The following is a 25879-nucleotide window of genomic DNA, read 5'->3' as shown; positions in this document are numbered from 1 at the left end:
CATGAGCACGCTCACGAGCGGTCCGACCGGCGCACCACTGCGCCGTCCGACCCGCGCACCGCTGCGCCGCTTCCTGGACTACGCCGTCCTCTCCGTCCTGGCGTTCGTCTTCACGCTGCCCGTCCTCTACCTCCTCCTCGGCAGCCTCAAGCCGTCCGACGAGGTCCTGAACGGGCTGTCCGGTTTCCTCCCCACCCATCTGTCCTTCGACAACTACGCCGCCGTCCTGGACAGCCTCAACTCCGACAGCACGGGCTACTTCTGGCAGTTCATGGGCGTCTCGCTGCTGCTGGCGTTCGTGGTCGTGACCGGGGGCCTGTTCGTCAACTCGATGGCGGCGTACGGGCTGTCGCGGCTGAAGTGGCGTGGACGGGAAGCCGTGTTCACCCTGGTCCTGCTGCTGATGCTGGTCCCGTTCGAGTCGGTGGCCGTGCCGCTGTTCTACATGTTCAACGACCAGCGGAACACGCTCTTCATCCAGGCGCTCCCCTTCGTCGCCAACGCGTTCTCGGTCTACCAGTTCCACACGTTCTTCCGCTCGATCCCGCCGAGCATCGAGGAGGCGGCCCGGCTGGACGGCGCGGGTCCCTGGCGCACCTTCTTCGCGATCATCGTCCCGATGTCGAAGCCGGCGTTCGCGTCGGTCGCGATCCTGACCTTCCTCACGCAGTGGGGTTCGTTCCTGTGGCCGGTGCTGATGGTCTCCGACCCGTCGGTACGTCCGCTGCCGCTGGAGATGAGCGTCTTCCAGGGCCAGCAGCCGCCGGACTGGGGCCAGATCCTCGCCTTCGGTGTCCTCCTGGTCCTCCCGGTCCTGATCGTCTTCGCCTTCTTCCAGCGGTGGTTCGTGCAGGGGGTGGCCGGCTCGGCGGTGAAGGGGTGACCGGCCGGCCGCCGGTCTCCTCGGGGTCCGTTGTCAGTGGTCGGTGCGATGCTGGGGGCATGAACCGGGACGATCTGGTGCGGCTGCGGCGGGCACGCGACCGCATGGACCGCGAGTACGCCGAGCCGCTGGACGTGACCGCCCTCGCCCGCACCGCGCTGATGTCCCCCGGACACTTCCAGCGCAGCTTCCGCGCGGCCTTCGGCGAGACCCCGTACGGCTATCTCATGACCCGGCGGACAGAGCGCGCCAAGGCGCTGCTGCGCCGGGGCGACCTGACGGTGACCGAGGTGTGCATGGCGGTGGGGTGTACGTCACTGGGCTCCTTCAGCTCCCGCTTCACGGAGCTGGTCGGCGAGACGCCGAGCGCGTACCGGGCACGCTCGCACGAGGAGAGCGCGGCGATCCCCGCCTGCGTGGCGAGGCGCCTGACCCGCCCGACCCGGCATCGCATACGCACAACGGAACCGGACGAGCGCCCTGCGGAACCGAGTGAGGCGTCCTAGCGTGAGGGCATGGCTAAGAACGATCCGAACACGACAGATTCTTCGAACAGACTCGCGGCACCGGATGTGAAGCTCGCCCAGTGCTTTCTCGCCGTGGACGACCACGACAAGGCACTCGCCTTCTACCGCGACGTACTGGGCATGGAGGTCCGCGGTGACGTGGGCTTCGAGGGCATGCGCTGGGTCACCGTGGGGTCCCCGCTGCAACCGGACGTGGAGATCGTCCTGGAACCCCCGGCCGCCGACCCCGACATCTCCGCCGCCGACCGCGAGACCATCGCCACGCTCCTCGCCAAGGGCGTCCTGCGCGGGGTCAACTTCACCACCACCGACTGCGACGCCCTCTACGCCCGCGTCGAGGCCGCCGGCGCCGATGTCCTCCAGGAGCCCATGGACCAGCCGTACGGCGTCCGCGACTGCGCCTTCCGCGACCCGGCGGGCAACATGCTGCGCTTCATGCAGCGCCGGGCGTAGGGGACACGGGCCGGGGGACGCCCCACGGGTGCCGGTGTGCCGCCGGCGGAAACTCGTTGCGTGGAGCGCGATGGCGGGAGACCGTACGAGTCGTCCCACGATGGGGGGCGGACGAACGTACGAGAGGGAGCGGCGCTGTGGGTGGAGTGGGCGGGAACGGCGGCAGCGAGGACGCGGGGCAGAGCGGGCCGGGCGGGCCGGGCGGGCCGGGCGGAGGGATCCGGTGGACGTATGCCTTCGTCGACCGACCGCTGGCCGGGTTCGAGCGGGCGGGTGCCTTCTGGACGGCGGTCACGGCGACGAAGCTGTCCGAACCGCGCGGCGACCGGGCCGAGTTCGTGACCCTGCTGCCCGAGACCGGCGACGCGTGTGTCAAGGCGCAGGGGGTCGAGGCCGGTGCCGGCGGCGCTCATCCGGACCTGGCCGCCGAGGACGTCCCCGCGCTCGTCGACCGGGCGGTCCGGCTCGGCGCCGAGGTCGTCGCCCCGGACGACGGCTGGGCGGTGCTGCGCTCACCCGCCGGGCAGCTGTTCTGCGTGGTGCCCTGGCACGGGGAGTCCGTACGCCCGCCGGTGGTCGACGGCAGCCGCCTGGACCAGGTGTGCCTGGATGTCGCTCCGGCCGATTTCGAGGGCGAGGTCGCGTTCTGGGCGGCCCTGTCGGGCTGGGACTCGTACCCGGGTTCGCGCCCGGAGTTCCATGTCCTGCGCCCACCGGCCGGCCTCCCCGTGCGTATCCTCCTCCAACGCCTCGACGCTCCCCGCCCCGCCTCCGCCCACCTCGACCTCGCCTGCGCCGACATCGACACCACCCGCGTCCACCACGAATCCCTCGGCGCCACCGTCCTGGCCCGTCACCCGTACTGGACGGTGATGCGGGACCCGGCGGGCGGCACGTACTGCCTGACGGCCAGATCCCCGGAGACGGGCGGACTGCCGCCCACGGCGGGGTGACGTCGGCGGGGACGCGGACGGGGGACACAGGACGGGGGACGGGCACGGGGACGCGGGCAAACAAGCCGGCCCTGCCTCCCCTACGCCTGGCCCTCCCCTACTCCCGGCCCTCTCCGTCTCCCTCTCCCGTCAACCGGGCCGCCCGCGCCAGCAGATATCTCTGCTCCGGCAGGCTCAGCGTCCGCCGCGCGGCCGACCCGTACGCGGCCCGCGCCGCCGCGACCTCCCCCGCCCGCTCCAGCAGATGCGCCCGCACCGCCTCCACCCGATGCCCGATCGCGGCCGTGTCCTCCCCCAGTGCCTCCAGCTCGGCGAGCCCGGCCCGCGGCCCCCGGACCATGGCCAGCGCGACCACACGGCTGAGCCGCTCGACCGGCCCGGGAACCAGCTTCACGAGCACGTCGTACAGCCCGAGAATCTCCCGCCAGTCCGTGGCCTCGCAGGAGTCCGCCTCGTCATGCACCGCGGCGATCGCCGCCCGCACCTGATACGGCCCCGCGCTCCCCCTCGCCGCTCCCTCCCCCGATCCCGATCCCGATCCCGCCAAAGCCCAGGTCACCAGGGCGATGCCCTCCTCGACGGCCGCCTTGTCCCACAGACCCCGGTCCTGTTCGTCGAGCGGCACCAGCTCACCCCGCGCGTCCGTGCGAGCGGCCCGCCGCGCGTCGGTGAGGAGCATCAGCGCCAGCAGACCGGCCACCTCACGGTCTCCGGGCAGCAGCCGGCGCACCGTCCGCGTCAACCGGATCGCCTCGACCGCCAGATCCGCCCGCCGCAGACGTGGGCCCGACGTGGCCGTGTATCCCTCGTTGAACACGAGGTAGAGGACCTGCAGCACGGCGGGCAGGCGCTCCTCCCAGTTGTCGGGCCGCCCGAACCGCACCCCCCGCACCTTCCCCTTGGCCCGACTGATCCGCTGGGCCATCGTCGGCTCCGGCACGAGACACGCCCGCGCGATCTCGGCCGTGGTCAGCCCGCCGACCGCCCGCAGCGTCAGCGCGATCTGCGCGGGCACCGACAGTTCGGGGTGGCAGCACAGGAAGAGCAGGCTCAGGGTGTCGTCCTCGTTCGGTGCCCGGTCCGCCCCCGCCTCCGGCGCCACGAACGCGTCGCGCGGTGTCAGCGCGACCGCCCGCTCCTCCCGCAGCCGCCGCGCCCGCTCACTGCGCAACGCGTCCGTCAGCCGCCGCGAGGCCACCTTGACCAGCCACCCGCGCGGATTGTCCGGCACCCCGGTCGCCGGCCACTGCCCGGCCGCCGCGAGCAGCGCCTCCTGCACGGCGTCCTCGGCGGCGTAGAAGTGCCCGTACCGCCGCACCAGCGCGCCGAGGACCTGCGGCGCGCACCGGCGCGACAGGCCCTCGACCTCGTTCATCCGACCTACCGAACCTCTCGGTCCCCGCTCAGATGTCCGCCGCACCGTCCAGCACCGGCCGGATGACCACCGGGTACTCCTTGAGCCCCTCGGGGCCGGGGCACTGGGCGACTCGGGCCGCGATCTCCGTGACCCGGTCCAGGCTCGCGCAGTCCAGGAGCCAGTAGCCGGCCAGCAGCTCCTTGGTCTCCGGGTACGGTCCGTCCGTGATCACCGGCTTGCCGTCGGTGTCGGCCGTGACGAACCGGGTCCGGGCCGGCTCGGCCAGCCCCTGCCCGTCGATCATCTCGCCGGTCTCCGCGAGGTCGTCGTTGATCGCGCCCATGTAGGCGTACATGGCCTGCAACTGCTCCGGCGTCCAGGCCGGGGAGTGCTCGGAGGCCTCGCCGCGCATGCCCTCGTAGTCCGCCTGCGTGCCCAGGACCATCACCAGGTACTTCATGAGTCCGCTCCTTCGTCTTCCTCGGTTCGAACCACCCGCGCCGGGCGGCTCTCACAGGAGACGTCGGAGCCGCCCCGCGCTTCTCGACACACCCGCGCGGCGATTTCCCCGAGTGTTCTCCGGGTTCTGTCCGGGTTCTGTCCGGGTTCTCGGTTCTGTCCAGGTTCTCTCCGAGCCCTCTCCGGACCGGACGGACCCACGGCTCAGGCGGAGGCCCCGGGCCGCTCCACCCGTCGCTCCTCACCCCTCGCCCCAGCCGTCTCCCCCGGCTTCACCGTTCCCGCCGCCCCGGACGCCTCTGCTGTCGCTGCCGTCTCGGCCGTCACCTCGGCGACCTGTGTGTCGGCCTTCGCCACCGGCACGTCATGCCCGCCGTGCGTGTGGTGGGTGCCGTGTGTGCGCCGGGCCACCGCCCGGGGCTTCTCCGCGGCGGCCTCCTCGGCCTCGACGGCCGGGTCGACATACGCCGCGCACTCATGGTTCCTGCACGGGCCCGGACTCCATACGGGTACCCACGTGCCCAGCGTCTTGTGCCGCCGTACGACCGTGGCCACAGGCTGTCCGCAGACCGGGCAGACTTGCTCGTCGATGCCCATGTCCTCAGGGTATGACCGCCGGGGCCGGGACGCTCCCCGCCGTACACCGACAATCAGCGCTTCCTGCTGTACGTCCGCACCACCACCCCGTTGTCGAAGCTCCGCACCTCGTCGAGCGTGAACTCGGAGACGGCGAAGCCGGAGCCGAACATGGGCATGCCGGAGCCCTGTACGACCGGGTACGTCTTGATGACGATCTCGTCGATCTCGTCGATCAGCGCGCCCGCGACGGCGGAGCCACCGCAGAGGTAGATGCCGAGTCCGCCGTCCTCCGCCTTGAGCGCGCGGACCCGGCCGACCAGGTCCTCCGAGACGATCTCGACGTTCGGGTCGGGCGACTCCTTCAGCGTGCGCGAGGCGACGTACTCGCGCAGATGGGAGAACGGGCTGGTGATGCCCTCCTTCAGGGCCACGTCGTAGCTGGCGCGGCCCTGGACGATCGTGTCGAACTCCTTGTTCGGCAGCCCGTCCGTGCCGATGAGGCGACGGACATGGCTGGGGTTGATGTCCGGGTGCTCCGACTTGAGGTACTCGGCGAAGTCACCCACCACGTAGGGGTACATGTACGACGCGTCGCCGTCCGGGTCCCCGATGAAGCCGTCGATGGAGCAGGCGATGACGTATGTGAGCTTGCGCAAACCGGTCTCTTCTCCTCGTCCGGGTACGACGGATGAGCGGCATCCGTGTTCCGCGCCCCTCACCTAACCACGTCAGTTATAGTACTTCAGATGTAGTGGTTGCAAGGGAATCAGCGAAGCGGCGACCCCGGTGGCCGAGGATCGAGGAGCGCGGATGGTCAGGAACCCGGAGCGCAGGGGCGCTCTGCTGGACGCGGCGGTGGAGGTGCTGGCGCGGGAGGGAGCGCGCGGGCTGACGTTCCGGGCGGTGGACGCCGAGGCCGGGGTGCCGGTGGGGACCGCGTCGAACTACTTCGCCGACCGTGACGCCCTGCTCCACCAGATCGACGCCCGGCTGAAGGAACGTCTGGCCCCCGATCCGGCCGTGGTCGAGAACCTGCTCGCCTCTCCGAAGGATCGGACGCTGGTCATGGCCCTCATGCGCGACCTGCTGACCCGGGTCACCGGCGACCGCACCGGCTATCTCGCCCACCTCGAACTACGTCTCGAAGCCACCCGCCGCCCGGCCCTGCACGCCTCGTACAGCGAGTCGGTGCGCGGGGAACTGGAGTTCGGGATGCGCTTCCACCGCGAGGCGGGCCTCCCCGGCGGCGACGAGACGGTCATGGTCCTCTACCTGGCCATGCAGGGCCTCCTCCTGGAACACCTCACCCTGCCGAACGTCCTGGCGGACGCCCTCCCCGGCGTCACGGCCCCCGAGGGCCTGATGGAACGCGTGGTGGAGACGACCGTCCCCGAGCAATGACGTCAGCCGCTCGGACCCCACAACCCGGCGGGCCCCGCACACCGTGGGGATGTGCGGGACCCACCGACCACCCGAAGGCACCGACACCGCGCCGGGTCAGGTCGACACGGCACCACTGCCTCCGGAGCATCAACCGGCGCTCGGCCCCACTTCGCCCACCCAGGCAGCCTCAACTGCTGCGCCGCGTCACGAACTCGGCCAGCGCGAGCAGCCCACCGGCCGACTCCGGATCCGGAACGGCACGCGACAGCTCGTGCATGGCCCGCGCCATGTGGTCGGCCGCCTGGACCTGGGCCCAGTCACGACCGCCGGCCCGCTCCACCACCAGTGCCGTACGCTCCAGGTCCCCCTCCTCGTACGGCAGTCCGTACAACTGGGCCAGTTCCGCCGCCTCCGGGGTGCCGGAGGCCAGCGCGGCGACCACCGGGAGGGACTTCTTGCGGACCATGAGATCGGCCCCGGCCGGCTTGCCGGTCCGGCTCGGGTCGCCCCAGATGCCGATCACGTCGTCGATGAGCTGGAACGCGAGCCCGGCCTCCCGCCCGAACGCGTCCAGAGCCTCGACGTCCTCCGCACCCGCGCCCGCGTACAACGCCCCCACCGCACAGGCGCAGCCGAGCAGCGCGCCCGTCTTCGCCTCGGCCATGGCGAGCACCTCGTCGAGGGTGACCTCCTCGGGTCCGCGCCCCTCCATGTCGGTGTCCGTGTGCTGCCCCTCGCACAGTTCGACGACACAGGCCGCGAGCCGTGCGGAGGCCGCGGCCGACGCCGGATGCGGGTCCTCGGCGAGCAGTTGCTGCGCGAGTGCCTGCAGCGCGTCCCCGGCGAGGATCGCGCCGGGGACACCGAACACGGTCCACGCGGTGGCCCGGTGTCTGCGGGTGGTGTCCCGGTCCATCACGTCGTCGTGCAGCAGCGTGAAGTTGTGCACCAGTTCCACCGCGGCGGCGGCCCGTACGGCGACGGACTCACGGCCCCCGAGCGCGGCGACGGCGGCCAGGACCAGCGCCGGGCGTATCGCCTTGCCCGCGTTGCCCGCGGCGGGGGTGCCGTCCGCGTCCTCCCAGCCGAAGTGGTAGCGCGCGACCCGGCGCATCGAACCGGGCAACGACTCGACGGCCCGGCGCAGTTCGGGATCGACGGAGACCCGGGCCCGCTCCAGGATTCCCGCGGCCTCCTGCCCGTCGAACGGGCTCGCCGCGCCCACCGGCCCGACCCCGCCCCGGTCACCGACGGGACCCGCAGGCCTCACCGGCTCCCCGGCCCCGTTCGGATCCACCGGCTCCCCGGCCTGTTCCGGGACCCTCGCCGCATCCGGGGTCCCTGCCGCGTCCGAAGTCCCTGATCCGTCCGGGGCCCCGGCGGGTTTCTGCCTCGTCTCCGTCATGAACTCACCCATGGGATCGCCTCGGAGAGTCCGCGGACGGTGGCGGTTCCGCTGCCGGTGGGCGCGTACCCGCGGGGTGCACCCGCCCTGAGGGGCGGGTGCACGGCGTGCCGTCGGACAAGGTCACCGCCAGCGGCCGATCTCGACGTTCTCCAGAACGCCGAGCGCGTCGGGGACCAGGACCGCGGCCGAGTAGTAGGCCGTCACGAGGTACTTGATGATCGCCTGTTCGTTGATGCCCATGAAGCGGACGGACAGGCTGGGCTCGATCTCGTCCGGGATGCTCGCGGCCCGCAGCCCGATGACACCCTGGTCCTCCTCGCCGGTACGCAGGGCGATGATCGAGGTCGTCCTGGCCTCGGTCACCGGGATCTTGTTGCAGGGATAGAGGGGCACACCGCGCCAGGTGGGGATGCGGTTCCCCGCGATGTCGATGGTCTCCGGGACCAGTCCGCGCTTGTTCAGCTCGCGGCCGAACGCGGAGATCGCGCGCGGGTGGGCGAGCAGCATCTTGGTGCCCCGGCGGCGGGAGAGCAGTTCGTCCAGATCGTCCGGGCCGGGCACACCGTCGTGCGGCTGGAGCCGCTGGTCGTACTCGCAGTTGTGGAGGAGGCCGAACTCCCGGTTGTTGATCAGCTCGTGCTCCTGGCGCTCCTTCAACGCCTCGACCGTGAGCCTGATCTGCTGCTCGGTCTGGTTCATCGGCTGGTTGTAGAGGTCGGCCACGCGCGTGTGGATGCGCAGGACGGTCTGGGCGACGCTGAGTTCGTACTCGCGGGGCGCGGCCTCGTAGTCGACGAAGGTGTGCGGGATGTCCGGCTCACCGCTGTGGCCGGCGGCGAGGTCGATCTCCTTCTCGCCGTACTTGTTGGTGCGCTGCGAGGGGATCGCGCGCTGCTCCTGGAGGTGCTCGCTCAGCGTCTCGGCGCGCTCCGCGAGCTGCTCGACGGCCCGGCGCGGCAGGACGAGCACCGTGCACGCGGTGACCGCGCGGGCCGTGTACTCCCAGATCGCCTCGGCATCGAGGAGTGCCTGCTCCCCGAAGTAGGACCCGTCGGCCAGCACACCGAGGACCGCGTCGTCGCCGTAGGGCCCGGTGCCCATCTTCTCGACCTTGCCGTGGGCGAGGAGGAACACCTCCTCCGCGCGGCTGCCGAATTCGGCCAGCACGTCCCCGGGCCCGAACTCCCGCTGCTCGCACCGCTGGGCCAGCTCGCCCAGGACGTCGATGTCCTCGTAGGTCCGCAGGGCCGGCAGTTCGCCCAGCTCCGCGGGGATGACGGCGACCCGGTCGCCGGTCTTCACAAAGGTGACGCGGCCGTCGCCGACCGCGTAGGTGAGCCGCCTGTTGACCCGGTACGTACCACCCTGGACGTTCACCCAGGGCAGGGTGCGCAGCAGCCAGCGCGAGCTGATCTCCTGCATCTGGGGCGTGGACTTCGTGGTGGTGGCCAGGTTCCGGGCAGCGGCCGTGCCGAGACTCTGCTGCGGCCTGTCCTGCTGAGAGCGAACCTCTTCGCCTACCGACATACGGATTTCCCCTCCGGGTGTGCACTGATCTCGCGGTCACCGATCTCGCGAACCAGCCTCGCATCACGGAGCGTGCCGGTGCTATTACCCGAAAGAGCGGGAATGGATCTTAGAAGACTGGGCATATCAGGGGACTTTGTCGACCATGCGTACTCACCCCCCGTACCCCACCGCGCACTTGTGCCCCTCGCCGAATCTGACCGGATCGACCCGTACGGCCCAGCGTCGGCTGGCTCCCGTGGGGAGTCAGGGGTACAAGCCTGCGTACGAGGCGGCCACGACCGGCGGCCGTCGCACGCACGAAGGAGTCGGCCATGGCCCCACCCATGTCCGCGGGCAGGTTTCTCACCGTCCTCAAGAACGAGGGCGTCCGGGTCGTCGAGGTCGGCGACTGGGAGCATCACAACCGGAACCACGTGGGCCCGTGGGGGCCCGCGCACGGTGTGATGATCCACCACACCGTCACCTCCGGCGCCGAGCGCACCGTGCGCATCTGCCGGGACGGGTACTCGGGCCTGCCCGGCCCGCTGTGCCACGGCGTCATCACCAAGGACGGCCGGGTCCACCTGGTCGGCTACGGCCGCGCCAACCACGCCGGACTCGGCGACGACGACGTACTGCGGGCCGTGATCGCCGAGAAGGCGCTCCCGCCGGACAACGAGTCCAACACCGACGGCAATCGCCACTTCTACGGCTTCGAGTGCGAGAACCTCGGCGACGGCGAGGACCCCTGGCCGGAGGCCCAGCTCGACGCGATCGAGCGGGTGTCCGCGGCCGTCTGCCGTCACCACGGCTGGAACCAGCGGTCCGTCGTCGGTCACCTCGAATGGCAGCCGGGCAAGGTCGACCCCCGGGGCTTCACCATGTCCTCCATGAGAAACCGCGTGCGGGACCGCCTGAAATAGGCGCCCGGTCACACGGTTCCGGCATCGGCCGGTCATGTGTCCGACAATGGGCATGTGACCGGCCCGTCCTCCGCCCCCGACCCCCTCGCCGCCCTGCGCCCCCGGCTGCCGTCGCCGCTCCAGGAGGTCGTGGACGAGCGCTTCGCCGGCCACGGCGTCCGGCTGCTCCTCAAGCGGGACGACCTGATCCACCCGGGGCTCGTCGGCAACAAGTGGCGCAAGCTGGCCCCGAATCTGCGCGCGGCGGACGGACGCCCGCTGCTCACCTTCGGCGGCGCCTACTCGAACCATCTGCGCGCCACCGCCGCCGCCGGCCGTCTCCTGGACCTGCCCACCATCGGCGTGGTCCGCGGCCAGGAACTGGCCGACCGCCCCCTCAACCCGTCCCTGGCCTCCTGTGCGGCGGACGGCATGCGGCTGCACTTCGTCGACAGATCGACGTATCGCCACAAATCCGACCCGGCCACGCTGGCGGCGATCCTCCGCGCCGCCGACGCCGGGGACGCCTACGTCGTCCCCGAGGGCGGCAGCAACGCCCTCGCCGTGCGCGGCTGTCAGGAGCTGGGCGCGGAACTGCGCGGCCGTGCCGATGTCGTGGCCGTCGCCTGCGGCACCGGCGGCACCCTCGCCGGTCTGACCGCCGGTCTGACCGCCGGCCTGGCCCCCGAACAGCGCGCCCTCGGGATTCCGGTTCTCAAGGGGGGCTTCCTCGAAGAGGAGATACGACGGCTCCAGGACCGGGCGTACGGCGGCCCGCGCGGCGACTGGAGTCTCGACGACCGCTTCCACTTCGGCGGCTACGCGCGCACCGGCCCCGAACTGGACGCCTTCGCGGACGACTTCGAGATTCGTCACTCGCTGCCCGTGGAGCGTCTCTATGTCGCCAAGTTGCTCTACGGACTTGTCGCCCTGGCGGCGGAGGGCGCCTTCGCGCGCGGGACGACGGTCGCCGCGGTGATCACCGGAAGCCCCTTCGCGGAAGCGGACCACGCGTCCTAGGACGCCTCCCGGTAGACCGCCGCCTCCTCCAGGTCCAGCCGCCGCAACAGCGTGCGCAGCATCTCGTCGTCGATGTACCGGCCGTCCCGCAGCCTCACGAAGACCGCGCGTTCGGCGCCGATCATCTCCCGGGAGAGCCGGCTGTAGGTGTCGTCGACGCTCTCCCCGGTCACCGGGTTGATCGCGCCGAGCCGCTCCCAGACGGCGTTGCGGCGCCGCTCCAGGACCGCGCGGAGGCGGTCCTGGAGCGGCGGCGGCAGCTCGTTGCGCTCGTCGGCGAGCAGTTCGTCGAGGCGGGCCTCGGCGGCCCGGGACGCCTGGGCCTGGGCGTTGGCCTCGGCGAGGGTCTCGGCCTGCTGGTCGCGGCCCGGCAGCTTCAGGACCCGGATCAGCGGCGGCAGGGTCAGCCCCTGGATGACCAGGGTCCCGATGACCGTGGTGAAGGTCAGGAAGAGGATCAGGTTCCGCCCGGGGAAGTCGTCCCCGCCGTGCACCGTGAGCGGGATCGAGAAGGCGATGGCCAGCGAGACGACACCCCGCATCCCGGCCCAGGAGATGACGAAGGGCCCCTTCCAGGTGGGGTTGTCCTCCCGTTCCCTGATGCGCCGCGACAGGATCCGGGGCAGGAAGGTCGCCGGATACACCCACACGAACCGGGTCGCGACCACCACGAGGAAGACGGCCACGGCGTACCAGGTGGCGCTGGCCCCCTCGTACTCGTCCAGGCCTTCGAGGACGACCGGGAGCTGGAGGCCGATGAGGGCGAAGACGGCCGACTCCAGCAGGAAGGCGACCATCTTCCAGACGGCCTCCTCCTGGAGCCGGGTGGCGAAGTCGACCTGCCAGTTGCGGTAGCCGAGATACAGGCCGACGACGACCACGGCGAGCACCCCGGAGGCGTGCACCCACTCGGCGAGCCCGTAGGCGACGAACGGGATCAGCAGGGAGAGGGTGTTCTGGAGCAGCGCCTCCTTCAGATGCGTGCGCAGCCAGTGGATCGGCACCATCAGCAGCAGACCCACCACGACACCGCCGACCGCCGCCACCAGGAACTCGACGATCCCGCCGGTCCAGCTGGCGCCCTCGCCGACGGTGGCCGCGAGGGCCACCCGGTAGGCGGTGATCGCGGTCGCGTCGTTCACCAGGGACTCGCCCTGGAGGATCGTGGTGATCCGCGACGGCAGCCCCACCCGCCGGGCGACCGCGGTGGCCGCGACCGCGTCCGGCGGCGCCACCACCGCGCCCAGCACCAGCGCGGCGGTCAGCGACAGCCCCGGCACGATCAGATAGGCGGCCCAGCCGACCACCAGGGTCGCGAACAGCACATAGCCGACCGACAGCAGCGCCACGGGCCGCAGTTGGGCCCGCAGATCGAGGTAGGAGCTGTCGCTGGCGGCCGTGTACAGCAGCGGGGGCAGGATCAGCGGCAGGACGATCTCGGGGTCCAGCTCGTAGTGCGGCACTCCGGGCAGATAGGACACGACGAGCCCCACCGCGACCAGCAGCAGCGGGGCGGGCACCGGCGTACGCCGGGCGGCCCCGGCGACCGTCGCGCTCCCGGCGACCAGCAACAGCAAGGGCAAAAAGTGCATCGCTTCCGCCGCCTTCGTTTCCGCGCGAGGTTCCGCGCACCCGTCGTAACCTGGCAATCATGAAACAGTGCACGCACGCGGACGCGCTGCCGCACCCCGCGCCCGATCCGCTGACCGACACCTGCCCGGAGTGCCTGGCCGCGGGGAGCCACCCGGTGCAGTTGCGGATGTGCCTGGAGTGCGGCCACGTGGGCTGCTGCGACTCCTCGCCGATGCGGCACGCGACCGAGCACCACAAGGAGAGCGGCCATCCCATCATGCGCACGTTCGAAGCGGGCGAGACCTGGCGCTGGTGCTTCGTGGACCATGTACTCGTATGACGGACCTTGTATGCGTATGACGCCCGAGGCCGAGACGTCGTACGACGGAACCATGTCACCCCGTGACACGTCGAGGTACTCGTGTGACAAGGTTCGGCGGTCCGGCGTCTGGGTACGTCAATCCGGCGCGCGCTCTTCCTATTTGAGGCCCGCAAACCTCTAGCCACCGAGCGTATTCATAGGCTTACTATGAGTGACAGCATGGGGTGGGGTCCTCAGGACCCCGAGGACACGGCGCTCGGTAGCGCGATAGCGTCACCGCTGAACCACGTAGCGCGTTACCCCGGGGGGCGACCCCTGGGCCCCCGAAAGAGCTTGTACCACCTTGGAGGTGAGGGTGTCCCAGATCGCAGGCGAGCCCGGGACCCAGGACTTCGTGGAAGTCCGGCTGCCGGCCGCGGGTGCCTACCTGTCGGTGCTGCGTACGGCGACGGCCGGCCTCGCGGCCCGTTTGGACTTCACCCTCGACGAGATCGAGGACCTGCGCATCGCGGTCGACGAGGCCTGCGCGATCCTGCTGCAGCAGGCCGTGCCCGGCTCGGTGCTCAGCTGTGTCTTCCGTCTGGTCGACGATTCGCTGGAGGTCACCGTCTCGGCCCCCACCACGGACGGCCACGCCCCCGCGCGTGACACCTTCGCGTGGACCGTGCTGTCGGCCCTGGCGGGCAAGGTCTCCTCCGCGGTGGCCGACGACAAAACCGTTTCGATCAGCCTCTACAAACAGCGCGGCGCGGGACCCGGGCCGGCGTGAGGAACGGGGACGGGCCGGTGCGGGACGAAGAGCGCGGCACACGGGGACTTCCCGCGGAGGACGACGACGGTCCGAGCGGGCCGGCGCATCTCGCGGACGGCGTCGACGGCATCCCCGAGCAGGCCCGGCCGCACCCGGAGGACGAGTCCTCGGCGGCCGGGATGTCTCGGTGGACGGCGCCGGCCGACGGCGAGGCGCCCGAGGCGCCCTCCGACGGGCGACGGGACCCGGAGGACGTCCTCCGGAGCACCACGTCCTCACGAGAGCGGACTGGGGCCTCCCCCGCACAGTCGAGAGCTGGGGGAACGGTGACGGCGGGCGGGACTATGAGCGAGCACGAGCGACACGACGAGGCGGGCGCGCAGAGCGCGCAGAGCGCGCGAAGCACTCGGCACAACCCTCAGGACCGCAGCGGGGCGCGAGCCCTGTTCGTGGAACTGCGCGCCCTGCCGGACGGAAGCGCGGAGTACGCGGAGCTGCGCAACCGGCTGGTCCGGATGCATCTGCCGCTCGTGGAACACCTCGCACGCCGCTTCCGCAACCGCGGTGAGCCGCTGGACGACCTCACCCAGGTCGCCACCATCGGGCTGATCAAGTCGGTGGACCGCTTCGACCCGGACCGCGGCGTGGAGTTCTCCACGTACGCGACCCCGACGGTCGTCGGCGAGATCAAGCGGCACTTCCGCGACAAGGGCTGGGCGGTGCGGGTGCCGCGCAGGCTGCAGGAGCTGCGCCTCGCGCTGACCACGGCCACGGCCGAGCTGTCCCAGCAGCACGGCCGCTCCCCGACGGTGCACGAGCTGGCCGAGAAGCTGGCCATCTCGGAGGAGGAGGTCCTGGAGGGCCTGGAGTCGGCCAACGCCTACTCCACGCTGTCCCTGGACGTCCCCGACACCGACGACGAGTCCCCGGCGGTCGCGGACACCCTCGGCGCCGAGGACGAGGCGCTGGAGGGCGTCGAGTACCGGGAGTCCCTCAAGCCGCTGCTGGAGGATCTGCCGCCCCGCGAGAAGCGGATCCTGCTGCTGCGCTTCTTCGGCAACATGACCCAGTCGCAGATCGCCCAGGAGGTCGGCATCTCCCAGATGCACGTCTCCCGGCTGCTGGCGAGGACGTTGGCGCAGCTTCGGGAGAAGCTGCTCGTGGAGGAGTAGCCGAGGGGTGGTGAGGGGTTCGCGCTCCCGCGCGACCGCCCCGGCCGCCCCTTCCTCCACCCCTTACCCCTTCGTCCCCTCCGCCCGGCCCGGCCCCTGGATCCCGAGGGCCCGGGTCGTCGCGGGATTGATCAGCAGGACCAGCGCCACCACGGCGACCAGCGCCAGCACGATGCCCGCCGGGATCGCCACGCTGTCGGCGCGCAGCAGGTTGTAGGCCACCGGCAGCGCCATGATCTGGGTGATGACGGCGGGCCCCCGGCTCCAGCTCCGCCGCAGCAGCAGCCCGCGCGCGGCGATCAGCGGCAGCAGGGCCAGTGCGACGAGGGTGAGGCCTCCCGTGACACCGGTGGTCAGGTCGTCCGAGTCGCCGTTGAGGCCGAGGAGCAGCATGGCCCCGCCGCCCACCAGCAGGGCCACCCCCTCCAGCGCGGCCAGCGCCGCCGCGGCGGTCAGCCGCCCGGGGCGGGCTTCGGCGTCGGAGGTGTCCGGGGTCGGGGTCTGCTCTGGGCTCACCCCAGAAGGGTAGCCGTCGCCCCGGCGCGCGCCCCGGCCCCGGTGCCCGGCCCGTACGCCGCGCTCGCGCGCCCCCACGTGCTCATCGTCACTACCCGATCTCCCCCTTGATCCGCACCTCGGTATGGGCCGGGTACCACCCAGTAGGTACCCTGCAACCCATGCGTGCACTTCTCGTGGTCAATCCGGCGGCAACCACCACAAGCGCACGGACGCGCGATGTGCTGATCCACGCCCTCGCCAGCGAGATGAAGCTGGAGGCCGTCACCACCGAGTACAGAGGCCACGCGCGGGACCTCGCCCGGCAGGCCGCGGACGGCAAGGGCGACATAGAACTGGTCGTCGCGCTCGGCGGCGACGGCACGGTCAACGAGGTCGTCAACGGCCTGCTACACCACGGCCCGGACCCCGACCGCCTCCCCCGTCTCGCCGTGGTCCCCGGCGGCTCCACCAATGTCTTCGCCCGCGCCCTGGGGCTGCCCAACGACGCCGTGGAGGCGACCGGCGCCCTGCTCGACGCCCTGCGCGAGAGCCGGGAGCGCACGGTCGGCCTGGGGATGGCCTCGGGCACCCCGGGCACGGAGGACGAGGCGGTGCCGTCCCGCTGGTTCACGTTCTGCGCCGGCCTCGGATTCGACGCGGGTGTGATCGGCCGGGTCGAGCAACAGCGGGAACGCGGACGGAAATCCACACACGCTCTTTACCTGCGTCAGGCATTTCGGCAGTTCCTGGAAGAGCCCCATCGCAGACTCGGCACGATCACTTTGGAACAGGCAGGCCAGGATCCGATTTCCGATCTTGTGCTGTCCATAGTCTGCAACACGTCCCCGTGGACGTTTCTGGGCAATCGCCCGGTGTACGCGTCGCCTAAGGCCTCGTTCGATAAAGGCCTCGACGTACTCGGCCTCAGCCGCATGTCGACGCCCGCACTCGCCCGATATGGCACACAGTTGCTCACTTCGTCCCCCGAGCGCGGACCCCAGGGCAAGCACGCCACCACCCTGCACGATCTGACCGACTTCACCTTGCATTCGAAGGTCCCCCTGCCCCTCCAGATGGACGGCGACCACCTCGGGCTGCGAACGAGCGTGACGTTCACAGGCGTACGCCGTGCACTGCGTGTGATTGTGTGAGCGGAACGGGCAAAAGTCCTTCCACTCGAACGTTTAGGCCAGCATCCACCCCATGGAAGTACGGCTGTGACACAGTCGACACCGAGGAATCAAAAAAAACTTTCCGGTAGGGGTTGTATCCGCCGCTGAGGTTTGCGAGTCTCTACGTGGCGCTCGGGACAGCCCGCAACACCGGCTCACGAGAGCGCCAGAACCCCTCCTCAATCCACAGGACCACACCAGTCCGTCTGGTGATCGGCCCTTCACTTGTTGAGGGATTCGTGAAAGCGTTCACATTCACAAGCAACGTGCATGTAATACCAAGGAGAGGTAGCAGCCATGGACTGGCGTCACAACGCCGTTTGCCGCGAGGAAGACCCCGAGCTCTTCTTCCCCATCGGCAACACCGGTCCTGCGCTGCTGCAGATCGAGGAAGCCAAGGCTGTCTGCCGTCGCTGCCCGGTTATCGAGCAGTGTCTGCAGTGGGCGCTTGAGTCCGGCCAGGACTCCGGCGTCTGGGGTGGTCTCAGCGAGGACGAGCGCCGCGCCATGAAGCGCCGCGCCGCCCGCAACAGGGCCCGTCAGGCATCCGCCTGACATCCCATCCCAGCAACAGCCTGAGCTTGGCGGCGCGCACAGCGAGTGCGCTTCTCCCGCCCCCGAGCCGCAGCGCGCAGTGCCCCCGGTGCGCTTAATCAGCCACGAGCCCGAGCCCCGGACCAGATCTTGGTCCGGGGCTCGGTGCTGTTTCCGGTACGCCGACCGTGGGCCCGCGAGGGGTACGACCGCCGTACGCGCGCCTACTTCTGGGCGCGCACCGGGAGGTCCAGGATGACCCGGGTGCCCCGCTCGGGAGCCGGGACCATGTCGAAGGTTCCGCCCAACTCCCCCTCCACCAGCGTCCGTACGATCTGCAGGCCGAGGTTGCCCGAGCGATGCGGGTCGAAGCTCTCGGGGAGACCGACGCCGTCGTCCTGGACGGTGACGAGGAGACGGGTCTCCTTGGTGGTGCCGCCGCGCACCGCCGAGACCTCGACGGTGCCGGTGTCGCCTTCACGGAACCCGTGTTCGAGGGCGTTCTGCAGGATCTCGGTGAGCACCATGGAGAGCGGGGTGGCGACCTCCGCGTCCAGGATGCCGAACCGTCCGGTGCGCCGGCCGACGACCTTGCCCGGTGAGATCTCGGCGACCATCGCGAGCACCCGGTCGGCGATCTCGTCGAACTCCACCCGCTCGTCCAGGTTCTGGGACAGCGTCTCATGCACGATCGCGATCGACCCGACCCGTCGTACGGCCTCTTCGAGGGCCTCACGGCCGCGCTCGGACTCGATGCGCCGGGCCTGGAGGCGCAACAGCGCGGCGACGGTCTGGAGGTTGTTCTTCACCCGGTGGTGGATCTCCCGGATGGTGGCGTCCTTGGTGATCAACTCGCGTTCGCGGCGCCGCAGTTCCGTCACGTCCCGCAGCAGGACCAGCGAACCGATGCGCGGGCCCTTGGGCTTGAGCGGGATCGCGCGGAACTGGATCACCCCGTCGACGGACTCGATCTCGAACTCGCGCGGCGCCCACCCGCTCGCCACCTTGGCCAGCGCCTCGTCCACCGGGCCCCGGGAGGGGGCGAGTTCGGCGGTAGTACGGCCGAGATGGCAGCCCACGAGGTCGGCGGCGAGACCCAGGCGGTGGTACGCGGAGAGGGCGTTCGGGGAGGCGTACTGGACGATGCCGTCGGCGTCGAGCCTGATCAGCCCGTCTCCGACGCGTGGTGAGGCGTCCATGTCGACCTGCTGGTCGGGGAACGGGAAGGCGCCCGCGGCGATCATCTGGGCCAGGTCGGACGCGCTCTGGAGATAGGTCAGCTCCAGCCGGCTCGGGGTGCGCACGGTCAGCAGATTGGTGTTGCGCGCGATGACCCCGAGGACGCGCCCCTCCCTGCGCACGGGGATGGACTCGACCCGTACGGGGACCTCCTCGCGCCACTCCGGGTCGCCCTCGCGGACGATGCGGCCCTCGTCGTGCGCGGCGTCCAGCAGGGGGCGCCGGCCGCGCGGGACCAGATGGCCGACCATGTCGTCCTGGTACGAGGTGGGGCCGGTGTTGGGGCGCATCTGGGCCACGGAGACATAGCGGGTGCCGTCCCGGGTGGGGACCCACAGGACCAGATCGGCGAAGGAGAGGTCGGACAGCAACTGCCACTCCGACACCAGCAGATGCAACCACTCCAGGTCGGAGTCGCTGAGAGCGGTGTGCTGGCGGACGAGTTCGTTCATGGAGGGCACATGTGCGAGCGTACCTGGCGGTACGAAGTTGACCGGAAACAGTGGTCGGCATGGCCGGTAAGGGTGCCGGAAGCGGCTGGGGCGGGGCCCGGGACCGGTCCACCCGGCCCGGAAACACCCGCGGGCCGCGGCGCCTGAGAGGGACCCTCAGCCCTCCCGGCACCGCAGCCCGGAGCAACATCGGCCGTGGGGTGTGCGGTCCCATTCGGCCGAAGGATGAGGATCCGGAGCAGTCAGGGCAGAGAGCGCCGGGTCCTCGGTCCGCCTTCCTGTGCGGGGAAGACGGAGGCTCTGTTGTCGCGCATATGCGATCGTCCGCGGTCGGGACCGCTGATCGATCAGATGCCCTACCACGCATTGTTGACTAGACCACTGCGCGTGTCCATGCGTTGGCGGATGTTTGTTGTTGTTCCCTTGTCCGGCATCCGCCGACCGCTCACAGGCAGGGTAGCCCGCTTCGGCCCGGGGGCGCGCCGGAATGCCGCGGCCGGCCGCGGGGCCGGTCGCGCAGCCGGTCCAGCGGCCGGCGCGTAGCGCGTCAGGGGCTTGGCGTTGCGTCGCTCGCGCAGGCACGCGGCGGCCTCCCGCAGCGTGCGTGCGACGGCGCGGCGAGCGGTGGGCTCCTCGGCGAGGGCCCGGCCGCTGTCCCGGCCCCCGTCCCGAAATCGGCCCTGTGATGGACGGGTCACCCCTGTTAGATTGGTCTACACCACATGGGAAGTGCTTGACCCAGCGAGTTCCGGTCGAGTCTTCTTGAGTCCTTACTTTCCAGATCGGCAGGCACAGCGTGGAAGTTGTCATCGTTCCGGATGCCGAGGCGGGTGGCGCGCTCATAGCCGAGGCGATGGCCGAGTTGTTCCGGCGCAAGCCCGAGGCGCTGCTCGGGGTGGCCACGGGGTCGACCCCGCTGCCCATCTACACGGCCCTGGCGCGGCAGGTGCGGTCCGGTGCCGTGGACGCCTCGCGGGCCCGGGTCGCCCAGCTCGACGAGTACGTGGGCCTGCCCGCCGAGCACCCCGAGTCGTACCGCTCGGTGCTGCGGCGCGAGGTGCTGGAGCCGTTGGGGCTCGGCCTGGACGCGTTCATGGGGCCCGACGGGACCGCCGAGGACGTGGCGGGGGCCTGCGAGGCTTACGACAGGGCGCTGACCGAGGCGGGGGGTGTGGATCTGCAACTGCTCGGCATAGGGACCGACGGGCACATCGGATTCAACGAGCCGTGCTCGTCGCTCGCCTCCCGGACGCGGATCAAGACGCTGACCGAGCAGACCCGGATCGACAACGCGCGGTTCTTCGACGGTGACATCGAGCAGGTGCCACACCACGTCATCACCCAGGGCATCGGCACGATCCTGGAGGCCCGGCACCTGGTGCTGCTGGCCACGGGCGAGGGCAAGGCGGACGCCGTCGCGGCGACCGTGGAGGGGCCGGTGGCGGCGGTGTGCCCCGCGTCGGCGCTGCAGCTCCACCCCCATGCGACGGTCGTGGTGGACGAGGGCGCCGCGTCGAAGCTGAAGCTGGCGGACTATTTCCGGCACACGTTCAGCAACAAGCCCGACTGGCAGGGGATCTAGGGCGGCCTGAGCCGCGCACAGGCGACAGACGACAGAAGACAGGCGCCACGGCCCGGTGAGACGGGCCGTGGCGCCTGCGCGTGCAGGACGCCGGTGCTGTGGTGCTACCGCACCCCCGCGATGACCTCCGCCGCCGCCCTGCCGCAGACCCTCGCCGCGCCGTGGGTCGCGATGTGCAGGGGGCCTCGGGGCGGGGACTGGGGGATGCCCATCTCCACGACGATCGTGTCGGGGCGGGTGGCGAGGAGGGTGTCGAGGGCCGTGGTCATCCAGGGGTGGCGGTGTTCGTCACGGACGACGGCGACGATACGGCGGCTGCCGGCGACCGCCAGGGCGGAGGCACCGGCGCTGTCGCCGGCGAAGGTGCCCGTCTCGGTGCCCGGGAGGAGACGGGCCAGTTCCGCGCCGACGCCCCAGGGGGTCTCGTCGCCCACGGCGATGTTCGCCACCGGGGTGAAGGCCGCGACGTAGAGGGGCTGGGCGGGCGGGTCGTAGGGTCCCGCGAAGGTCGTGGTGAGGGCGCGGCGGGCGGCCACCAGGCCTATGCCCCCGCCGGTGCCATCGGCGCCATCGGCGCCGCCGGTGCCATCGGTGCCATCGGTGCCTCCGGTCTCCCCGGGGGCCTCGTGGCGCGTCCCGGCGCCGTCGACCGCTCCCCCGGCCGCCGATCGCGTCCACTTCGCCAGTGCCCGGACCCGGTTCGCCGCGTCCGTCAGGCGTTCCTCCGGGAGGTCGCCGGTGCGGACGGCCGTGACGAGGGCGTCGCGGAGACGGAGGACGGTCTCCTCGTCGGCGAGACCGCCGCCGACACAGATGGCGTCGGCACCGGCGGCGAGCGCGAGGACGCTGCCGTGTTCGATGCCGTAGGTGCCCGCGATGGCCCGCATCTCCATGCCGTCGGTGACGATGAGGCCGTCGTAGCCGAGTTCGCCGCGGAGGAGGTCGGTGAGGATGCCCCGGGACAACGTTGCCGGAAGGTCGGGGTCCAGGGCCGGGACCAGGATGTGGGCGCTCATCATCGCGTGCGAACCGGCGGCGATGGCGGCCCGGAAGGGGGCCAGGTCCCGGGAGTCCACGAGCGCGCGGTCCGCGTCGATACGGGGCAGGGAGAGATGGGAGTCGACGGCGGTGTCGCCGTGGCCCGGGAAGTGCTTGGTGCAGGCGGCGACGCCCGCGGCCTGGAGGCCGGTGACATAGGCGGCCGTGTGGCGGGCGACCAGGCCGGGGTCGGCGCCGAAGGAGCGGACCCCGATGACGGGGTTGGACGGGTTGGCGTTGACGTCCGCCGACGGGGCCCAGTTGAAGTTGACGCCGCACTCGGCGAGGCGGCGGCCCAGGGCGAAGGCGACCTCCCTGGTCAGGTCCACGTCGTCGACCGCGCCCAGGGCGTGGTTGCCCGGGAAGGAGGAGCCGGTGCGGACCTCCAGGCGGGTGACGTCGCCGCCCTCCTCGTCGATCGCGACCAGGACGTCCTCGTGCTCGGCCCGCAACTGTGCGGTGAGGGCGGCCAGTTGTTCGGGCGAGGTGATGTTGCGGCCGAAGAGGCCGACGGAGGCGAGGCCCTCGCCGAGGCGGCGCAGCAGCCAGTCGGGGGCGGTGGTGCCGGTGAAGCCGGGCTGCAGGACCGTCAGCGCGTCCCGCGCGAGGCCGTCCTGTCCGGAACCGGAAGGGGAAGGGGAACCGGGCGAGCCGGTGGCGAATGTCGTCATCGGGGGGTCATCCCTTCACGGCGCCCGCGGTGAGACCCGCGGCCATCTTGCGCTGGACGAGGAGGAAGAGAACGACGATCGGCACGGCCATCAGGGTGGAGCCGGCCATCATCGGGGCGTATTCGGTGCCGTGCTTGGTGGTGAAGTTGCCGAGCCAGACGGTCGCGGTCTGGTTCTGCTGGCTCATCAGCATCAGGGCGTACAGGTACTCGTTCCACGCCTGGATGAAGCCGTAGACCGAGGTCGCCACCATGCCCGGCGCGAGCAGCGGGAAGACCACGCGGATGAAGGCGGTGGTGCGGGAGCAGCCGTCGACCATGGCCGCCTCCTCCAGTTCGCGCGGGATGTTGACGATGAAGCCGCGCAGGGTCCACACCGTGAACGGGAGGATGAACGTCAGATAGGTGAGGACCAGGCCGCTGAGGCGGTCGTACTGGCCGAGGTCGTTCAGCAGCAGGAAGACCGGGATGATCATCGCGACCAGTGGGACCATCTGCACCGCCAGGATGCCGACGATGACCACCTTGCGGCCGCGGAAGGCGAAGCGGGAGATGGCGAGCGCGGCCAGCATGCCGACGACGATGCCGATCACGACCACGGTCAGGGACACGATGAGGCTGCGGCCGACCGGGCCCCAGAAGTCGGCGATGTTCAGCGCCCGGCTGAAGTTGGAGAAGGTGATCGACGTCGGCAGCAGGCTGGGGTCCGGGTCGATGGCGTCCTTCGCCGGTTTGAACGCCGTGTTCAGCATCCAGTAGACGGGGAAGCCGGCGGTGACGAAGACGAACAGGCCGAGGAGGTTCCAGCCGAGCTTGGACTTCCGGGGACCGGAGCGGCCGGTCGTGTTCCGGGGGCCGGAGACAGTGGCGGTACTCATTCGACCTCTCCGATCTTCAGCATCTGGCGCATGTAGACGCCGATCACGCCGAGCAGCAACAGCACGGTGAGCAGGGCGATCGCCGAGCCCTGCGCGTAGTCGTTGACCACGAACGCCTTGTCGTACGAGTAGGTGGTGAGCAGCTGGAACTCGGCCTCCGGGTGTCCGTTGCGCATCACGAAGACCTGCGGGAAGACGCCCATGTCCCAGATGACGGAGAGGGTCGTGAGCATCACGATGATCGGCTTGAGGATGGGGAGGGTGACGTAACGGAACACCCCCCACGCGCCCGCGCCGTCGAGGCGGGCGGCCTCCTCCAACTCCTTGGGGACCTGGGTGAGTCCGGCGCTGAGGGTGATGACGACGAACGGCACCGCGCCCCACACCACGAGGAGTGTGATGACGGCCAGGCCCTCGGGGCCGCTGGCGAACCAGTTGTGGCCGATCATGTCGACGCCGGGGAGCTTGCTGAGAAGCGCGTTGAAGATGCCGTAGTCGGAGTCGAAGAGCCACTTGAAGACGGTGGTGGCCACGATGATCGGCATGCCCCAGCTCGCCACGAGCGCGATGTTGACGAGCGTCTTCACCCAGCCGGAGACCTTCTGGAGCAGCAGGGCGATCGCCATGCCGATGACCATGGTGAAGACGACGCAGGAGGCGGCGAAGACGATGGTCCGGACGACGACCGTCCAGAACTCGCTGTCCCCCAGCACCGCGGCGAAGTTGGCGAAGCCGACCGACCCGGCGGGCTTGAACCCCCACAGCTGGGACTGCCCGAACTCCTGGAAGGAGAGCGTGACGAGACGGACCAGCGGATAGCCGAGGACGACGGCGAGGATGAGGAGGCAAGGGGCCAGGAGCGCCCAGGGGACGGCTGTCGCACCTGCCAAACGTTTGGTCGAACCCCCGGTAACCACCGGCGGAGTCGGCGGCGGCGCCGACCGCGCGGGCGGCACCTTCACCGGGGCTGTCGTCTCTGCGGCACTCATCGCGCGCTCCTAAGCAACTGAAGGAGGGGCCGGCAGCAGCGCGCCCCGAAGGGGCGCGGGGAACTGCGCGACCAGCCACGACGCACCGGCACCGAACCCGACACCCATCGCGGCACTTTCGTAGATCACCCACCGGCCGAACCGATGTCATCGACCGGCCGCACCGGTGTCCCCCACCGGCCGACCACGACGGGACCCCGGTCGGGCCCGGCCACCACGGCCGGGCCCGACCCGCGGGTCACCGTCACTCGTTGTTGATGACCTTGTCGATCTCGGCGTCCGCCGTCTTCGCGGCCTCCTCGACCGACTGCTTGCCGGTGCCGATGGACTGCAGCATCGTCTGGAGGATCTGCGCCTTCTCGACCCGGCCCCAGCCCGGTGCCATCGGCACGAACCAGTTGGACTCGGCCGCCGTGGCCGGAACCGCGGTCGCCGGGTCGTCCTTCAGGGTGGCGAGGTCGGTCTTGTTGTTGGGCAGGTTGCCCTTCGCGATCAGACCCTTCTGGCCCGAGGGCCCGGTGAAGGCGTTGATCCACTCGGCGGCGACGGTCTGCGCGTCGGACTTCACCGGGACGGCGAGGTCGGAGCCGCCGAGGAAGACGGGCATGTTCTTGCCGGACGGGCCGGGGAGCACGAAGTTCTCGACGTTGCCGGCGAGCTTGCCGGTCTTGTCGTTCTCCTTGGCCGCGGCGGTCGCGCCCTCCCAGGCGGGGGCGAAGATCATGCCGGACTTGCCCTGGCCGTAGACGATGTAGCGGTCGGACTCGTCCTTGGTCTTGTCGCCGTGCATGTACTTGTCGACGACGTTCTTGAACTCGTTCAGCCCCTCGATGGACTCGGGCGAGGAGAGGTTGGCCTTCCACTTGCCGCCGGACTCGACGGCTATGGAGCCGCCGGCGTCGTAGACGAAGGACATGGCCGCGTACCAGTCACGGGTGGGCTGGTACCAGGCGCTGAACTTGTCGCCCTGCTTCTTCTGGACCTTGTCGAGGGCGGCGGTCAGCTCGTCGTAGGTCTTCGGCGTGGACTTGACGCCCGCGTCGGCGAAGACGTCCTTGCGCCAGTTGGCGACGCGGCCACCGGCGTAGTACGGGACGCCGTAGGCCTTGCCCTCGTAGGTGACGGAGGCCTTGAGGCCGTCCAGCCAGGCATCGGAGTTGTCGAACTTCGCCGCGTCGAGGGGGGCGAAGGCGCCCTTCACCATGTAGGCGAGCATCTCCGTGTTGCCCATCTCGACCACGTCGGGGGCCTTGTCGGTGGCGAGGACGGCGTCGAGCTTGGCGTTCTTGTCGGGCCAGCCGTAGTACTCGTGCGTGATGGTGATGCCGGGGTGCTTCTTCTCGATCGCCTCGTCGGCGGCCTTGACCAGCTCCGGCCAGTTGTTCTGCGCGTCGACCGTGAGCCAGACCGTCAGCTCCTTGGTGTCCGCCCCCGTGTCGGAGCTTTCACGTCCGCTCCCACCACCGCCCCCACACGCCGCGACGGAGACCATCATGCCCGCGATACAGACCGCGATCGTCAGCTTCCTCTTCACGCCACCCTCCTCAGGGATGCCATTGCTCAGGGATGCCACAAAC

At 70.6% G+C, this 25879-nt stretch carries 26 protein-coding genes; 13 read left to right on the top strand and 13 right to left on the bottom strand.

The window, feature by feature from the left end; all coding sequences use genetic code 11:
- Position 1 precedes the first annotated feature (1 nt).
- The 4 genes from F9278_RS33405 to F9278_RS33390 all read left to right on the top strand — a co-directional run bounded on the left by F9278_RS33405 (position 2) and on the right by F9278_RS33390 (position 2816).
- Positions 2-883: a carbohydrate ABC transporter permease gene (locus tag F9278_RS33405; protein WP_152171626.1), complete on the top strand. Its 882-nt coding sequence runs from the start codon at positions 2-4 to the stop codon at positions 881-883.
- A 59-nt stretch (positions 884-942) separates the two neighbouring features.
- Positions 943-1389, top strand: a complete 447-nt coding sequence (locus tag F9278_RS33400) for a helix-turn-helix transcriptional regulator (RefSeq protein WP_152171625.1) — start codon at positions 943-945, stop codon at positions 1387-1389.
- 9 nt (positions 1390-1398) lie between these two features.
- Positions 1399-1863: a VOC family protein gene (locus F9278_RS33395; RefSeq protein ID WP_152171624.1), complete on the top strand. Its 465-nt coding sequence runs from the start codon at positions 1399-1401 to the stop codon at positions 1861-1863.
- A 137-nt stretch (positions 1864-2000) separates the two neighbouring features.
- Positions 2001-2816: a VOC family protein gene (locus tag F9278_RS33390; protein WP_404818964.1), complete on the top strand. Its 816-nt coding sequence runs from the start codon at positions 2001-2003 to the stop codon at positions 2814-2816.
- Between the two features lie 97 nt (positions 2817-2913).
- Here F9278_RS33390 and F9278_RS33385 read toward each other — a convergent pair whose 3' ends face one another.
- The 4 genes from F9278_RS33385 to F9278_RS33370 all read right to left on the bottom strand — a co-directional run bounded on the left by F9278_RS33385 (position 2914) and on the right by F9278_RS33370 (position 5867).
- On the bottom strand, positions 2914-4191 hold the full coding sequence (locus F9278_RS33385) for an RNA polymerase sigma factor (RefSeq protein WP_152171623.1): 1278 nt from the start codon (positions 4189-4191) through the stop codon (positions 2914-2916).
- A 28-nt stretch (positions 4192-4219) separates the two neighbouring features.
- Positions 4220-4633, bottom strand: a complete 414-nt coding sequence (locus tag F9278_RS33380) for a YciI family protein (protein ID WP_152171622.1) — start codon at positions 4631-4633, stop codon at positions 4220-4222.
- Between the two features lie 203 nt (positions 4634-4836).
- Positions 4837-5229, bottom strand: coding sequence for a hypothetical protein (locus tag F9278_RS48515; protein WP_193242119.1), 393 nt, complete (start codon positions 5227-5229; stop codon positions 4837-4839).
- Positions 5230-5282: 53 nt separating this feature from the next.
- Positions 5283-5867 carry a dihydrofolate reductase family protein gene (locus tag F9278_RS33370; RefSeq protein ID WP_152171621.1) on the bottom strand — a complete coding sequence of 195 codons (585 nt, stop codon included), beginning with the start codon at positions 5865-5867 and terminating at the stop codon, positions 5283-5285.
- Between the two features lie 154 nt (positions 5868-6021).
- Here F9278_RS33370 and F9278_RS33365 point away from each other — a divergent pair, with 154 nt between their 5' ends.
- Positions 6022-6612, top strand: a complete 591-nt coding sequence (locus F9278_RS33365) for a TetR/AcrR family transcriptional regulator (RefSeq protein ID WP_152171620.1) — start codon at positions 6022-6024, stop codon at positions 6610-6612.
- A gap of 169 nt (positions 6613-6781) precedes the next feature.
- On the opposite strand, the gene F9278_RS33360 is transcribed toward F9278_RS33365, so the two are convergent.
- Positions 6782-7999: a family 2 encapsulin nanocompartment cargo protein polyprenyl transferase gene (locus F9278_RS33360; protein WP_450372851.1), complete on the bottom strand. Its 1218-nt coding sequence runs from the start codon at positions 7997-7999 to the stop codon at positions 6782-6784.
- A gap of 123 nt (positions 8000-8122) precedes the next feature.
- Positions 8123-9529, bottom strand: a complete 1407-nt coding sequence (locus F9278_RS33355) for a family 2B encapsulin nanocompartment shell protein (RefSeq protein WP_152171618.1) — start codon at positions 9527-9529, stop codon at positions 8123-8125.
- Between the two features lie 314 nt (positions 9530-9843).
- Here F9278_RS33355 and F9278_RS33350 point away from each other — a divergent pair, with 314 nt between their 5' ends.
- The gene (locus F9278_RS33350) at positions 9844-10434 is read left to right on the top strand and encodes an N-acetylmuramoyl-L-alanine amidase (protein ID WP_193241746.1); all 591 of its coding nucleotides are present in this window, start codon (positions 9844-9846) and stop codon (positions 10432-10434) included.
- Positions 10435-10488: 54 nt separating this feature from the next.
- Positions 10489-11433: a 1-aminocyclopropane-1-carboxylate deaminase/D-cysteine desulfhydrase gene (locus F9278_RS33345; RefSeq protein ID WP_152171617.1), complete on the top strand. Its 945-nt coding sequence runs from the start codon at positions 10489-10491 to the stop codon at positions 11431-11433.
- On the opposite strand, the gene F9278_RS33340 is transcribed toward F9278_RS33345, so the two are convergent.
- A complete protein-coding gene (locus F9278_RS33340) occupies positions 11430-13025 on the bottom strand; it encodes a Na+/H+ antiporter (protein ID WP_152171616.1) in 1596 nt (531 codons plus the stop codon). The two genes, F9278_RS33345 and F9278_RS33340, sit on opposite strands and share 4 nt — an antisense overlap.
- Positions 13026-13084: 59 nt before the next feature.
- Here F9278_RS33340 and F9278_RS33335 point away from each other — a divergent pair, with 59 nt between their 5' ends.
- The 3 genes from F9278_RS33335 (at position 13085) to F9278_RS33325 (ending at position 15250) form a co-directional block, all read left to right on the top strand.
- The gene (locus F9278_RS33335; protein WP_086758367.1) at positions 13085-13345 is read left to right on the top strand and encodes a UBP-type zinc finger domain-containing protein; all 261 of its coding nucleotides are present in this window, start codon (positions 13085-13087) and stop codon (positions 13343-13345) included.
- Between the two features lie 337 nt (positions 13346-13682).
- The gene (locus F9278_RS33330; protein ID WP_037695150.1) at positions 13683-14096 is read left to right on the top strand and encodes an ATP-binding protein; all 414 of its coding nucleotides are present in this window, start codon (positions 13683-13685) and stop codon (positions 14094-14096) included.
- The gene (locus tag F9278_RS33325) at positions 14093-15250 is read left to right on the top strand and encodes an RNA polymerase sigma factor SigF (RefSeq protein WP_152171615.1); all 1158 of its coding nucleotides are present in this window, start codon (positions 14093-14095) and stop codon (positions 15248-15250) included. The genes F9278_RS33330 and F9278_RS33325 overlap by 4 nt, the downstream gene beginning before the upstream one ends.
- Positions 15251-15313: 63 nt before the next feature.
- Here F9278_RS33325 and F9278_RS33320 read toward each other — a convergent pair whose 3' ends face one another.
- Complete coding sequence (locus tag F9278_RS33320; protein ID WP_152171614.1) at positions 15314-15766, bottom strand: hypothetical protein; 453 nt, start codon at positions 15764-15766, stop codon at positions 15314-15316.
- 161 nt (positions 15767-15927) lie between these two features.
- On the opposite strand from F9278_RS33320, the gene F9278_RS33315 reads away from it, so the two are divergent.
- Together F9278_RS33315 and F9278_RS33310 are read left to right on the top strand one after the other, a co-directional pair.
- Complete coding sequence (locus F9278_RS33315; protein ID WP_152171613.1) at positions 15928-16899, top strand: diacylglycerol/lipid kinase family protein; 972 nt, start codon at positions 15928-15930, stop codon at positions 16897-16899.
- 318 nt (positions 16900-17217) lie between these two features.
- Positions 17218-17475 (top strand): WhiB family transcriptional regulator, encoded by a 258-nt coding sequence (locus tag F9278_RS33310; protein ID WP_003992873.1) that lies wholly within the window; start codon positions 17218-17220, stop codon positions 17473-17475.
- A 203-nt stretch (positions 17476-17678) separates the two neighbouring features.
- Here F9278_RS33310 and F9278_RS33305 read toward each other — a convergent pair whose 3' ends face one another.
- Positions 17679-19154 carry a sensor histidine kinase gene (locus F9278_RS33305; RefSeq protein WP_152171612.1) on the bottom strand — a complete coding sequence of 492 codons (1476 nt, stop codon included), beginning with the start codon at positions 19152-19154 and terminating at the stop codon, positions 17679-17681.
- 787 nt (positions 19155-19941) lie between these two features.
- On the opposite strand from F9278_RS33305, the gene nagB reads away from it, so the two are divergent.
- Complete coding sequence (gene nagB / locus F9278_RS33295; RefSeq protein ID WP_152171611.1) at positions 19942-20727, top strand: glucosamine-6-phosphate deaminase; 786 nt, start codon at positions 19942-19944, stop codon at positions 20725-20727.
- A 104-nt stretch (positions 20728-20831) separates the two neighbouring features.
- Here nagB and F9278_RS33290 read toward each other — a convergent pair whose 3' ends face one another.
- The 4 genes from F9278_RS33290 to F9278_RS33275 form a co-directional block, all read right to left on the bottom strand.
- On the bottom strand, positions 20832-22436 hold the full coding sequence (locus F9278_RS33290; RefSeq protein ID WP_152171610.1) for a glycoside hydrolase family 3 protein: 1605 nt from the start codon (positions 22434-22436) through the stop codon (positions 20832-20834).
- Between the two features lie 7 nt (positions 22437-22443).
- Positions 22444-23313, bottom strand: coding sequence for a carbohydrate ABC transporter permease (locus tag F9278_RS33285; RefSeq protein ID WP_152171609.1), 870 nt, complete (start codon positions 23311-23313; stop codon positions 22444-22446).
- Complete coding sequence (locus tag F9278_RS33280) at positions 23310-24302, bottom strand: carbohydrate ABC transporter permease (RefSeq protein ID WP_152171608.1); 993 nt, start codon at positions 24300-24302, stop codon at positions 23310-23312. The genes F9278_RS33285 and F9278_RS33280 overlap by 4 nt, the downstream gene beginning before the upstream one ends.
- A 244-nt stretch (positions 24303-24546) precedes the next feature.
- Positions 24547-25836 (bottom strand): extracellular solute-binding protein, encoded by a 1290-nt coding sequence (locus F9278_RS33275; RefSeq protein WP_152171607.1) that lies wholly within the window; start codon positions 25834-25836, stop codon positions 24547-24549.
- Positions 25837-25879: the final 43 nt, after the last annotated feature.

Source organism: Streptomyces phaeolivaceus, assembly GCF_009184865.1.
In the GTDB taxonomy this organism is placed as follows: domain Bacteria; phylum Actinomycetota; class Actinomycetes; order Streptomycetales; family Streptomycetaceae; genus Streptomyces; species Streptomyces phaeolivaceus.
The sequence above is the reverse complement of the archived record's forward strand: the minus strand, read 5'-3'. Positions and strand labels throughout refer to the sequence as shown.